This window comes from Hymenobacter psoromatis (genome assembly GCA_001596155.1).
In the GTDB taxonomy this organism is placed as follows: Bacteria; Bacteroidota; Bacteroidia; order Cytophagales; family Hymenobacteraceae; genus Hymenobacter.
In genome coordinates this window covers 1,048,002-1,061,197 of sequence record CP014771.1, presented here as the reverse complement: position 1 = coordinate 1,061,197, position 13,196 = coordinate 1,048,002, and the positions used below count along the sequence as shown (strand labels likewise).

Sequence of the window (13,196 nt, the reverse complement as noted above, 5' to 3'; positions counted from 1 at the left end):
AGCGGTTTCCAAGTCAGTGTACAGAATCTCACGTACCTTTTGTGCATGAAAGCGTATTCGATTGATTTGCGAGAACGGGTAGCGGCGGCGTGTGCCGTGCCGCAGGCCCGAATTTATCAAGTGGCGGCGCAATTCAGCGTTTCCATCTCCTTCGTGGACAAGCTTTTGCGCCGCCAGCGCACGAGCGGTTCACTGGCGGCCCTGCCCGCGAGCGGCGGCGCGGCACCGCGCCTGGACCCGACGGGCCGGGACCTATTGCAGGCCTGCCTGGTGGCGCAGCCCGACGCGACACTGGCCGAACTGGGCACCGCCCTGCTCGCCGCCAACGGCCCCGTCCTGAGCCGTACGAGCACATGGCGGGCAGTGGAAAGCCTAGGCTGGGGCCGCAAAAAAAAAGCATCCACGCTGCCGAGCGCGACACCGAACGCGTCGTAGCCTTGCGTCGCTTATTTTTGGAAGATATTCAGCAAGAGGATGTTACCCGTTTCGTGTTCGTGGACGAGACGAGCACCAACCTTACTTATTGCCGCCGCTACGGCCGGGCCCCGGCCGGCCAGCGCCTGGACCAAGCTGTGCCGTTGCACAACGGCCCGAACGTGACACTCCTCGCCGCCCTGACCCCGGACGGGCTCGGGGCGTTGCTCAGCGTCAACGGGGCCGTTAACGGCGACGTGTTTGCCGCCTACCTCGACCAGGTGCTCGGCCCCAGCCTGCGGCCGGGCGACGTGGTGGTGCTCGATAATTTGTCGGTGCATAAGGTGGAAGGCTTGGATGAAATCGTGAAAAGCTACGGGGCGCGGCTACGCTACCTGCCGCCTTATTCGCCGGACTTTAACCCCATTGAACTAGCTTTTAGCAAACTCAAGACGTGGCTGCGCACCGCCCAGGCCCGCACCCGCGACCTGCTGGAGGAAGCTATCCGGGCCGCCGCCGAGTGGGTAACCGAACAGGATGCCAAAAACTGGTTTGACCATTGTGGCTATCATGTACAGTGATTTGGAAACCGCTCTAATATGCCCGCCTGCGTGGCTACATCGCGCCGGTTGAGGGGCACCTGGGCCAAAGAAGTTTCCAGCTCGGCCACAAAGGTTTTTTCGCTGAATACCCGAATGCCCTGCGCGAGCGACCAACGCTCCAGGCGCAGTAGTTGCACGTTGTCGCGGTGCCGTTGGTAGCGGTCATACCAGCGGCGGCTGTGGGTGGCGATGATGACCTGCTTGAAGTAGGGCGCTTCGGCATCGAGCAAGTCACTAATGCGGTGAAAGTGCTCCAAATCAACGGAGGTAAATACGTCATCCAGCACCAAAATGGCTTCCTGCGCCCCGCTGAGCTTGGCCAGTGCCAGCCACATACAAAAGCCCAGCGTATCGAGGTGCGACTCGCTGAAATAGGCTTGCGGGGGCACGTCGGCGCTATGGCCCACGAAATTAACCCGTTGCGTAAGCGAAGCCCGGCGATTGGGGTCCATTTCGAGCCGGTCGAGCCCGATATTTTCAGCGGGATGAATGGCTGCGTAAAGCCGATTAACCTCCGCCGTGATGGAGTTGAGCACGCGCTGGGTAAACTGTTTGCGTTGCTCGGTTACGATGTCCAAAGCCTGCTTGAGACGGCGGCGGCTGGCATCGGTCCCGGACAGCTTGCGCGAAATATGCTCCGAGTTGGCAATTCGGCTTTTCAATGAATCGAATAACCCGACTTGCGTGGTCAGTGCCTGGCTTTCAGCCTCCAGGTCACCTAGCTGGGTTTGTAGCTGGCAGGCTAATTTATAAGCGGCCCGCGTCTTCAGGTTCGGCTTCGTGGCGGTTGGGGCCGCCGCGTGGTAAGTGGCCCACGCTGGCGCGCAGGTGGCCAGGGCGGTAGGAGTACGTATTGCCAGCAAAGTAGCCAGCTGGTCAAGCTGGTTGGTGAGGCTGCGGCTGGCCTGCTGCAAGCGGTCATTGGCTACCCGGAGCGCCTGGGCAGCGTTCAGGTCCGCATCTACCACGGTAGCCGTAGTTTGCAGGGCTTGCAGGCGCTCGGTGAGGTGCGTGCGCAACTGAGATTCGTCGGTAGCAGCGGCGCAAACCGGGCAGGTAGCGGAGTGGCTGCCCGGTTGCTGCAAGTAGTGCAGAGTATCGCGCAACACAGCCACCAGCGCGGCCGGCTGCGTAGTGGGGGGTAGGGCCGCGAGCTGAATCTGCGTTTGTTGGTAAGCATCCTGGGCCGCCTGCCGTTCTTTACCGCGGGCCAGGGTGTGGTCGGTCGTGGTGGCCAGGTTCAGGAGCAGTTGCCGGATGGCTCCCAGCTGCGCGGCATTCTTGCGTAAAGTATCTATATTCACCCGTAGCCGGGCCTGCGCCCATTCCAGGGGGGTAGTAGCCGTTTCGTGCGGCAGTTTATGGCGCTCCCACTCTTCGCGCAATAAGATTTCATCGCTTTTGCGCGTGGTTTCCTGCTGTTTATAATCAGTTTCTAAAACGGCATAACTGGCGCGCAAAACGGCTTCGCTGGCTTCCACGGCGGCCACGTCCAGGAAGTGCTTCATGGCGGCGTAGCGGTCGGCCGGTCGGTCTTCCAACAGTTTTAGCAGCTTGCCGCGGCGCAGCACATGCACCGGCGACCGGGCCAAGCCGTGGCTGCCAATGGCCTGCACGAATATATGGCGGCCTTTGAGGGTAGCCCGCCAGCTATGGCCGGCCTTGGTAACAAGCTCAACCTCTGGCTGACCCGCCGCCACTAAAGACCGTAGATACTGGTGAACCCCCTGCCCCGCCCCCCGCCCCGCGATGGAGCCCAGCGATTCGTTTGCTACCGCGTCGATGGCATCAACCAAGGTGCTTTTACCCGTGCCATTTTCACCAAAAATCAGGATGATGGTTTTGTGCTGGTCGAACGCGACTGTGAGGGGCTGAGATGCCCCCCGGTAGTTGGCCAGCTTTAGCTGCGCAATTCTAGAGGGCATCGGGCTGAGTAGAAGTAGGGGGGTAGGGCAGAATTTCCAGCAACTGCTGCCAGGCGTTGGCATTGGCCGGGACCGTGCCATTCAGCATCTGCTCACAAAGGGCTTGGTCGTCGGCATTGATGAGGCCCGCCTGCTGAAAGGCCCGTGCTATCTCAGCGGCAAGCTCCGCATTAGGGTTTTGAAAAGCGGGTGATACAGAAGAAATTGGTAAGGATTGACTCACAGCAGGATGCGAATAGATGGAAAAAAGAAAACAGACTCCCGAAGCGCTGGGATGCTGTTTTGAAACCCTAAACTAAACCGGCCGCCGCCTAAGTGTCAGCTTTAGCTACCGTAGCGGGCCAAAGCAGCCCCTAGCCGCTTCTGCATAGTAGCCCGTAGCTTGGCGGGAGCCAGCACCTCCACATCAGCCCCAAAGCTGAGCAGCTGCGTGACCAGCTCCGGGTTGGGAATGACATGCAGCGTCAGTTCCAGGCCCGCCGTGCCGGCCACCAGGCACTGGCTGCGGTGCAGCGGCTTGGTGTGCACGTAGGGCGCGCGGCCCCCCGAAAAGCGCAGATGCACGGTAGTCGGCACTTCGCCAAGCGGCACTGTGGGGCCGATGACGTGCTGAAAATAGGTTTCAAAATCCACGGCCGCCGGCACGTAGGGTAGGGGGGTAGGCGCACTGCCAGTAATGCGGTCGAGGGCGAAAACCCGCGGGCCAGCCTCCGTAGGCGAGTGCCCCACCAGAAACCAGCGGTGCAGATACGCCTTCAGCAGGTGCGGATGCACGATATGCAGGGAGGCCTCCGCTGCCCGGTAAGACCGATAAGCCAGCCGCAGGGGCTGCCGCTGCTGAATGGCTTCGTAGAGCGGCTGTAGCCACTGCGTGCCCGTGTAGTCGGGAGCGGCCTCGAATTGCAGGGCGGTGGGTATTGGGCTGGTGCTGCCCGTCAGGGCTAGCCGGCTTTCCACCCGCCGAATAATGTCGTCCAGCGCCGTGGCCAGCCCCACGCCCCGAATGGCCCGCAGGGCCAGCAATGCCTGGTGCAACACCACTACATCGGGGGCGGAAACGGGCGACTGGGAAATGGAATAACCTGGCCGCGTGTAATGGTAGCCTTTGTCTTTGGTGTGCGCGATAGGTGCTTCGAAGCCCGTGGCCCCGCCCGGCTTCATAGCCTTCAAATCCGTGAAAAGCGTGCTGCGACTAATGCCCTTGTCCGAGCCGGTGTGCTCGCGGTGCGCGTGCGAAAGAGCTTGCAACAAGTCTGCTTCCTGCCAGATGCGCTGGCGGTTTCTCAGGCAGTGGTCGATGGTCTGGTAGCGGAGGTATGCCAACTTAGTAACGGGCATCAGGAAAAATATTTTCGAGTCAGATTACCAGTTTTGATAGGCTGGACTGGGGTGGGGGAGGTTTGCGAACACAAGATGGAAAAAACGCCGGAGACCAGCAGTGGCTACCCCGTGCTTTTCTGCTGGTCTACTCACCTTATTTTCGCTAATGAGTTCTTACACTGATTATTACTGCCGCACTCTGCTGGCCCACGATACGGGCCTGAAGCTGGTGCTGGGCGGCACCGGCCTGGGCAAAACCAGTAGCCTGGCCGCGCTGCTCCGCTCCGGCGACTTCCCGGCCGATACCAAGTTCATCTACGTCGCTAACCGCATTCAACTGCTGGACGAGATGGCCGCCCAGGTCGAAGACCAGGGCCTGCACGTGCAGCAAAAGCGCGATGCCGACCAGCTGCGCGAAGCCCTGGCGCAAGGGCTGCTGGCCAGCCTGCTCGACCACCCGGCCGCCCCCGCCCTGCTCGCCGACTACAACCAACGCAACCCGCTCACCGCCACCACCCTGGAACGACTGCGGGGCCGGGCCACCCGGCTAGCGCGGGTGCAGGCAATGGAGGAGGCCGCGCTGGCGGGGCTGTTTGACGTGGCCGAGCTGGCCCGCGAGCTGCTGCGGCCCCTCAAGGGCTTGCTGACCCTGGCCCGGCTGGCCGCCACCGCTACCCCGGCCGAGGGGCAAAGGACCACCCAGCAGGAAGCCCGCACGCTGGCAGAGCTGCCGCTGTGGCGGGCGCTGTTTCCCTACCTGCACTTTCGGGAAACGCCCGCCTGCCGGCTGCTGCTGCTGACGGTGCAGAAGGCTTTCCACGGGGTGTTTGATGGCGAAAAGACCCAGCGGCTGGGCCAGTGGGCGGCTCCGGCCACGGGCCGCTACGTGTTCGTGTTCGATGAATTCGATTTTCTGGAAAACGACCTGCTGACCATGCTGGCCGACGACCGCGAGGTGCGCGACCCCTTCGGCCTGGTGCAGACGTTTTACCGGCGCATCAGCGAACAAAAGCTGGCCTACAGCGGCTACCTGGCCTGCGAGGCCCGCTGGCAGCCCATCCGCGACCGGCTGGCGAAAATCTGCGCTCAGATTGAAGTGCTGAGGGAGAAGCACGACATTGATTTCCCCAATATCACGCACTTCGTGAGTGAGGACAAAGAGCTGCGGGGCAAGGCAATTTTCCAGTCGAACTACTCGCTGGTGCAGCAGCCCGTGTACCTGAGCCGCACCCCCAGCCGCCCGAATACCTTTGAGCTGACAACCAGCAAAAACGGCCAAAAAGCCTTCGTGCTGCTCGACGTGGTGAACCGGGCCGTAAAGGATATTATCCGGCTATTCAGCTGGCTGAAAACCGAGCACGAAGATGTGTACCCCGAGTTGCTGCGCCAATGCTTCGGCAACACCGACTACCGGGCCGAGGTGCAGCGCATTCGGCCGGTCAGCCACCAGACCGAGTTTTACGAAACCAACTACGGCAACCTGCTGGCCAATGGCTTTGGCTTGTACGAAATTGAGGCCGACCGCAGCCGCCTCACCGACCCGCACGAGGTAGCCATCAGCTACCGCTCGCTGCCCACCAGCCCCGAGGCGCTGATGCGCGAGATGGGCCGGGCGCACCTCGTGTTCGGGCTGTCGGCTACGGCGCACATTGGCCGGGTGCTGCGCAACTTCGACTGGGCCGGCCTGGCGCACCCTTCGGACCCCACCAGCTCTTTTCAGCCCCTGGATACTACTGCGGAGGACCAGCAGGATATCGAGCGGGCTAACGCAGCCAAAGCCGCCGCGCGCGGCAACACCATTACCCTGCACCAGGCCGCGCCGCTGGATATGGACGTGGCTTTCGGCCCGCAGCTGGCGGCCATTGCCCGCAACCACGACAACTTTGGCGAGAGCGGCCCCACTGGTCACCGGCTGCGGCGGGTACGGCATTTTTTCGGTCTGCTGGCCCGGCTGGCTTGCCAAAGCGCCGCCGGCGAACTCCCCGCCGACCAAACCCATCTGCTATTCCTGAACTCGGTGCGGCAGGTGGCGCTGCTGCTGCAAAAGGGCGGCGACGAAGATGGCTGGTACGGAGCCGCGCCGCTGCCCGGCTCGTCGGCGCAGCTGCCCTGCTACGAGGTGTGGTACCGCGACGAGGCCACCGACGAGCGCCTGGCCTGCTACGTAGTGCTGTACGATGCGCGGTTTGGGCAGGCGAAGCGCGCCGACCCCACGCTGGCCCGGCAATACAATGAGCTGTTCTGGCAGGGCCGGCCGGTGCTGGTGGCCACCACCTACCCCTCGGCCGGCAACGGCGTGAACCTGCAATACTACCCGACGGCGGCCGGCTACGAGGCGGAGGACGAGGCTGGCAAGCGCGACTTTCGCTACCTGCATCTGCTCGAAGCGCCCTACTTCTACTTCAGCGGCACCCGCCAGCTCGAAGCAGCGGACCAGGAGCCGGCCGCCATCAAGCGTGACGTGTACGGGGTGATGAAGCTGCTGTATGCCAAGCTGCTATCAGAGGCCCAGGCCACCGCCGAGCTGGGGCACGTGCGGCACCTCAACCGCTTCAATGCTACCTACCTGGCCCTGGCCGATGGCGTGCTGAACCAAGTAAGCGTGGTGGTGCAGGCGCTGGGGCGCATCGAGCGCGTGTGGCAGCCCATGCCCGCCCAGGAGCTGTGGCTCGACGATGCGGTGTACGGGGCGCTGGAGCGGTTTGCGACCCAGCCCGAGCTGGCCGGCGCGTGCCGTAACTACGAGCGCTACGCCTCTAAAAATATGCAAACGCTGCTGGCCGGCATTGCCCGCACGGCCCCCGCCGAGCGCCAGGCGCTGGACGACGAGTTGCAGGACCTGCACCGCCCCAACGAAACCGCCCGCCAGCACATTCAGCAGCTGTTGCTCGATATTGAGCAGTTCAAGCAAACCGGCCAGCCCGCCAACACCCGCGCCCGCTGGCAGCAGCTGCGCGAAGACGTGCTGAAACACAACCTGAACGGCCGGGAGCTGCAAGCCATCCAGGGCGTATTCCGAACCGGCTACGCCAAGGGTGGCCAGCTCTGGATGAACCGCGACTACCAGTTGGTGCCGCCTGCGGTGCGCAGCGCCGAGTTTGAGCCCTGGGACGTGAACGCGGTGTACCGGCCGCTCACGCGCTTTCTCGATTCGCCCCTGGCCAGCCACTTCCGGCGGCAGGGCTTCGAGCTGGCGTTTCACGAGGCGGGCGCGTACTTTTTGCCCTACGTGCAGCAGGCCATTCTGACCGCGGCCATTGGCGAAGAGGCCGTGGTGGCCGTGCTGAAAATGGAGGATATCGCGGCCAGCGGCGACGGCATTCCCGACGCGGTATTTGAGGTGGCCGACCTGCGGGTGCAGAACCGCCCCATCTTCATCGACTGCAAAAATTACGGCATCCGCACCCAGCGCCAGTTCGCCCTACCCCCCGACGACCGCCTCTACCACCCCAAGCTCAACGAGCCGCACTTTAAGGAGAAGATGGCCCGCAAGTGGCAGCGCCTGAACCAAGCCCTACCCCCCGGCCAGCCCGAGCCCTGCCGCCTGCTCATCATCAACTTAGTTCAAGAAGACGAGGCCGCCCTGCGCTACTACGATGCGCAATTTGAGCCGGTGGCCGACTGGGCGGCGGCCCGCATCGTGGTGCTCACCGGGGCGCTGCTACCCCACCCGCCCAACGCCCAGCACCTGCTCACGCAGGCTTGTCTGGACCTAACGAAAGCCATTAAGTTTTACTTCTAACCCCCTTTTACGCATGTCTCTTTCCGTTTCTTCCCAACCCAAGCGCCTGGCTACCAAAGAAATACAGGTTCTCACCAACCAACTGCATATTGGTCTGCCGGCCGACTGGTCGGCGCTGCTCCGCAAGTATAGCATCTGGTGCTACCGGCTGTCGGAGACGCAAAACCGGTTCCGGCGCTTTGCCGATGCCCGGTTTTACAGCCGCTTCACCAACGACTACAAAAACAAATTTGACCAGCCCTTTTACTTCTTCACCTTCGATGAGCCGTGCGCGGCACTTTACACGCTGCTGCCCGCCGACGAGGTGCCGCGCCCCTGGCTCTACTCATTTGGAAAGCCCCAGGAAGTGCAGCCCGAAGAAATAATTGCCGAGTCGATAAGCCCCGACGAGTTGAAGCCGCACGTGCTGCTGAAGTTAATGTTGGCCTTGTGCTTCTACGAAAATGGCTCTAATGACAAAGACCGACGCGTGTGCCAAAGCAAGTTTTACCTGCGGGTGAAAGGCCAGCCAAGCGGCAAGTTTTTAACAGCCGTTGAAATTCAGCCCGTGGTGGAGGAACAGCCCGGAACCTACACGCTAACGCTGAAAGTCGAAGCCAACACTTTCGAGCGCATTGAGCCGGCCCAGGCCAGCAACTCCGCCCATTTGGGGGCTTTTTTTGAGCTGTTTGAAAGCCAGGGGCACACGTATTTGCGGCAGCTGCGGCCCAGCCAGGTCGCTACGTTTACGCGGGAGCTGTACCAGCAGCGGACTTTTCCGGGCAAGCACACGCAGGCCGACTGGCACCACAACGGCAGCCTCAAACACCCGCAGCAATACCAGGAAAGCCGCTCGTACCAGGTGCGGCACGTGCAGGAGCGGCTGAGCAGCTTCCTGGGCCGCTACGGCTTTCGGGTGGCGCTGGCCGAAGAAACCATGCAGCGACAGAAACCCAGTCCGGAAACGCTGCCGCTGCACCGCCTGCCCGTGGTGCAGGTAGTTGACAACCGCCTCAACCCAACTGCCGTGCCCATTGATGACTACCTGACGTGGCTAAACGGCCACCAGTTCAGGCAGGGTAAAACGGCGCACGCGCTGGCGTTTGAGCTGGTAGCGGCCGCTAAGGTGGACGCTGCCCGCCCGGTGCTGGCCCTGCTCGATGCCGACCGCCCGGCCTTTGAAACCACCGACCGGCAGCTGGCCCTGCTGGCCCTGGCCGGCTACCAGGACCCGTACCGGATTCTCTACCAAAACCTCCCGGCCGTGGTCAAGCAGTCGCTGAATGTCAACCCGAACGAGGTGGAGGAATACACGGTAGCCGCGGATTTTCTAGCGTATGCCTCGCCAATTTCGCCCCCGGCCCAGCCGCCGGTTGCTGATGAAGCCGTAACCGAGCCAACCATCATGGAACCAGTAGCTACCGAGCCCGCGCCGCCCGAATCGGAGGCGGAAAAAAAGGCCCGGCTGCACCTGGCCAGGCAGGTCCGCCAAGCAAAAACTCTGGCCATTAAGCTGGATGTGTGCCTGAGCGAGCTGTGGCTGAAATGGGTAATTGCCGGCAAAGCCGCCGCTGCCGATGGCAGCCCCAGCCTACCCCTGCTGGCCGATTTACCCGCCGACTGGGGCTTCATTACCAACAACTGGCTGCTTTATTTCGAGCAAGGCGACTTGCAGTTTGCCGATTTGGACACGCTTGAAGGCAAGCAGCTGCTCAAAGCCCGCTTCGCTCCCTGGAGCGAGATTAGGCAGCGTTTCCTGAGCCGCCAGCCGAAGTACGCTTCCCTGGAGCCCACCGACGACAAAGCCAAATCGGCGCTGCGCAAGGCCCATTTCGTGCTGGTGGGCCGCACCACGCTGGAAATCGAGCAGACCGAAGCCATCGCCCTGCCCAACTGGCCCGTTATCAAGCTGATAAAAGCCGCCGAGCCCGGCGCATCGGCCAAGTCGCTGGCCGCGCTGGGCGTGTACGCGGGCGGCGTGTGGGCCACGCCCCAGGGGCACCGCTACCTCGTGAGCGGGGCCAGCTCCAGCCAGCTGGCCGAGCCCCGCGGCCATCACCTCTATCAGATTCATCCGTATGGCCCCGTGTCGGCGGCGCAGCTGGCTACGCTGCGCGCATTGCTCACGGTCACGTTTGTGCGGCATAAGCAATTCACCGTCTGGCCCTACCCCTTCGATTTGCTCCGTCTACACCAGGAAATGGTCGCTAAATAATGGGTAGAAATAAGAAATTAAAAAGAGGACGAGTCAATAGACTCGTCCTCTTTTTGGCGCTAAACAGCTAGTTTCCAGGCCAGAATCTCCGCTGTAATGGAACACTATGCCAGTAGCCACCTCATCATCCAAACTGTCCCCGCCGCCTCGCCGGGGTATGATTTCCCTGTACTTCGCCTGGCGGTACCAGCAAATCACTAAGCCCAACGCCATGTGGGCCGCTTAGTTGCTGGCCCGCCTCCCAAAGAACTGGCGATGCTATCATCAGCCGCGAGGAACTGGGTATGATGCCTTATTTCAAGGCCGCGCAAGCCAAGGGCTCCGGTATTTATGCCGGGAAAGCACTGAGGAATGGCTGGGGTAGCGAGCCGCTGAGCTAAACCAAAACCAACTTGCTGCGCTAAAATCGCAGATTTTGCAGATTAAGCAGATTTCGCTGATTGCAAACGGCTTGGCGAGATTTGCAGAGGACTTTTGGGCCTCTATAAACCGCTTCCTCGCAGCAGCGGGAACGATTTGGGCATCGGCTGTTTAGTAGTAAAGCCGACGCGCGACTCCGCGCTGACCGCCGCAACTAAAAATCCGCGAAATCTGCTTAATCCGCAAAATCTGCGATTTATGACTACGACTGAAATCAAAGCCCTTATTTCCCTGCTCGATGACCCGGAAATCGCTCCCCAGATTCAAGGCGAAATTCAGAACCTGGGCGAGGCTATTATCCCCTTTCTGGAAGAATCCTGGGAGGAAACCCTGGACCCGCAGCAGCAAAGCCGCCTCGAAAACCTGATTCACGAGCTTCAGTTTGAGGGCTTGCAGCACCGCCTGCGCGTGTGGCGCGACGCCGGGGCGCAGGACCTGCTCGAAGGCATGTGGCTGCTGAACTCGTATCAGTACCCCGACGCTGACCTTCAGGCGCTTAACCGCGCCATTGAGCAGCTGCGCTTTGAAGCCTGGACGCTGCTGCGCCCCGAAATGCACCCCGCCGACCAGGTGCAGGTACTGAACCACGTCATTTTCCGCGCCCATAAGTTCGCGGCCAACACCCAGCACTTCCACTCGCCGGCCAACTCCATGTTGCACCGGGTGCTGGAAACCAAGCGCGGTAATCCGCTCTCGCTCTGCGTTATCTATCTGTTGGTGGCCCAGCGGCTCCACCTCCCGGTGTTTGGCGTGAACCTGCCCAACCTGTTTGTGCTGACCTACTTAGTGAAGAAGGACGACGAAGGCAAGGCCGTGCTGCCGTTCTATATCAACTGCTACAACCGGGGTATTATCCTGTCGAAGTCCGATATTGAGCACTACATCGGCCAGCTCGGCATCACCTCGCAGGATAGCTTTTACGAGCCCTGCACGCACCTCGACATCTTGCGCCGCGCCATGCGCAATCTGCAGGTGGGCTTCGAAAAGCTCCAGGAACCCGCTAAGGCCGAAGAGGTTGCGCAGTTGTTAGCCATTTTGCTGGAGCAGAAGGAAGAGGAAGAAGGCGAAGACTAGCACGTGCTAAAAGCGAGCGAGATGCTTCGACAGGCGGACGCCAGATGAAGCATCTCGCTCTTATACCCATCCCCTTTATCAGCTACTCACTTACCTTTTAATCAGGCAGCCGGCGGCGCGCTTGTCGGCTACGCCGGCGGGCCGGCCGGCCAGCACGTTGTCGAGCACCTGCTGGAGATAGTGCTGCTGCACGCCGCTGGCAATCTGGGGGTTGTCATCGATGGCACCGCGGTAGCGCACCGCGAAGCCCGAACCAGCTGGCTGCAGCACCACGGCCTCGGTGGTTTTGCTCACGCCGAGGGCCGCGCTGGCCGCGCCATCGTCGGTGAAGGTGGCCAGCGAGCCGCCGCCGCTGCCCTCGGCCGCGTCGAGGTTGATGGGCACGTTGACAAACATAAACTGCACGCCCCGGCCGCTGTAGGCGCTTTGCAAGGCCGCCAGGCGTTCCTGGTAGAGGCGGGTGTAGGCGCAGGCGGGGCTCATAAACACCACTACCACGGCCTTGTGACCGTTGTAGGCGCTGAGCGAGGTGCTACCCCCGCCGGCTTTCTGCACGGTAAAATCGCCTACCGTGCCCTGGGCGCGGGCGATGCCCACCGTGACGGTAGCCAGCAGCAGGGCGGCCGCCAGCAGAGCCGGGAGTTTGCGAAAAGACATGGCAAGGGTAAAAAAAACCAAGGAAAAAAAGCGGGTGGCCCGCCGATAATACTACGTAAAAACTAGTAGCAGTAGGTGAGCACGTAGCCCGCTGCCGGCCGAAGATAGCAAACCTGGTGCCGGGAACCGTGGCCCGCCAGCTGCAACCGGGCGGGCAGCGGGCCGGGCATGGGCCAGGTGCCGGGGGCCAGGTCGAGCAGCAGGTTTTCGCGGAACAGAATGCCGCGCCGGCCGGCCAGCTTAAAGAGCGTTTCTTTGGCGCTCCAGAGCAGGCTGAACAGCTCCTGGCGCGGCTCGATGCCGGGCAGGGGGGGTAGGATAATTTCCTCTAAATCGACTAATTCGCGCTCATTGAGAAACTTGCGGGCGATGCGCTGCGCCTTGTCGCGCACCACTTCTACGTCGATGCCCAGGGCCGTGCCGGGCGGGGCCAGCAGCGCCGCCACCCACTCGCCTGAGTGCGAGAGCGACACGGCTGGCGCGGGCCCTACCCCCTCCAGAAAGGGCCGACCCGCCGCGTCGTTGCGCAGGCGCAGCGGGGGCGCGCCGGCCGCGGCCAGCAGCCGCTGCACCAGCAACCGGCCGGCCAGCCACTGCGCCTGGCGCGGGCCATCGGCGCGGGCGGGCAGCAGCGGGGCGTAGGCGGGGGCATCGGCGAGCTGGAGCCAGAGGTCGGCGGGCGTTTCGGTGAGGTGCCAGCGGCCCAGCGTGACCCCGCCGGGCAGGGGCGTAAGCGAATGAAGCGGCATGAGATGTGCGGGATGCGTTAGCTTGCCGGGCAGGGGTAGGGTAGGCTTTAGCCTGCTGGGCGCAAGGCGGCTTTTACCAAATCCGGCGAGCTAAAGCTT

At 62.2% G+C, this 13,196-nt stretch carries 9 protein-coding genes; 5 read left to right on the top strand and 4 right to left on the bottom strand.

What is annotated here, in order from left to right; all coding sequences use genetic code 11:
* Positions 1-45: 45 nt before the first annotated feature.
* Both A0257_04515 and A0257_04510 read left to right on the top strand, forming a co-directional pair.
* A complete protein-coding gene (locus A0257_04515) occupies positions 46-435 on the top strand; it encodes a hypothetical protein (protein ID AMR26438.1) in 390 nt (129 codons plus the stop codon).
* A 2-nt stretch (positions 436-437) separates the two neighbouring features.
* Positions 438-995: a hypothetical protein gene (locus A0257_04510; GenBank protein ID AMR26437.1), complete on the top strand. Its 558-nt coding sequence runs from the start codon at positions 438-440 to the stop codon at positions 993-995.
* Here A0257_04510 and A0257_04505 read toward each other — a convergent pair.
* Complete coding sequence (locus tag A0257_04505; protein ID AMR26436.1) at positions 983-2,941, bottom strand: hypothetical protein; 1,959 nt, start codon at positions 2,939-2,941, stop codon at positions 983-985. The two genes, A0257_04510 and A0257_04505, sit on opposite strands and share 13 nt — an antisense overlap.
* A 324-nt stretch (positions 2,942-3,265) precedes the next feature.
* Positions 3,266-4,279: a hypothetical protein gene (locus A0257_04500; protein ID AMR26435.1), complete on the bottom strand. Its 1,014-nt coding sequence runs from the start codon at positions 4,277-4,279 to the stop codon at positions 3,266-3,268.
* A 148-nt stretch (positions 4,280-4,427) separates the two neighbouring features.
* Here A0257_04500 and A0257_04495 point away from each other — a divergent pair, with 148 nt between their 5' ends.
* From A0257_04495 to A0257_04485, 3 genes are all read left to right on the top strand, one after another.
* Positions 4,428-8,003, top strand: coding sequence for a hypothetical protein (locus A0257_04495; protein AMR26434.1), 3,576 nt, complete (start codon positions 4,428-4,430; stop codon positions 8,001-8,003).
* 13 nt (positions 8,004-8,016) lie between these two features.
* Complete coding sequence (locus A0257_04490; protein ID AMR26433.1) at positions 8,017-10,197, top strand: hypothetical protein; 2,181 nt, start codon at positions 8,017-8,019, stop codon at positions 10,195-10,197.
* A gap of 618 nt (positions 10,198-10,815) precedes the next feature.
* Entirely contained in the window at positions 10,816-11,691 is an 876-nt protein-coding gene (locus A0257_04485) for a hypothetical protein (GenBank protein AMR26432.1), read from the top strand.
* A 90-nt stretch (positions 11,692-11,781) separates the two neighbouring features.
* Here A0257_04485 and A0257_04480 read toward each other — a convergent pair whose 3' ends face one another.
* Both A0257_04480 and A0257_04475 read right to left on the bottom strand, forming a co-directional pair.
* The gene (locus A0257_04480; GenBank protein AMR26431.1) at positions 11,782-12,369 is read right to left on the bottom strand and encodes a hypothetical protein; all 588 of its coding nucleotides are present in this window, start codon (positions 12,367-12,369) and stop codon (positions 11,782-11,784) included.
* A gap of 41 nt (positions 12,370-12,410) precedes the next feature.
* Positions 12,411-13,097, bottom strand: a complete 687-nt coding sequence (locus tag A0257_04475; GenBank protein ID AMR26430.1) for a hypothetical protein — start codon at positions 13,095-13,097, stop codon at positions 12,411-12,413.
* Between the last annotated feature and the right edge of the window lie 99 nt (positions 13,098-13,196).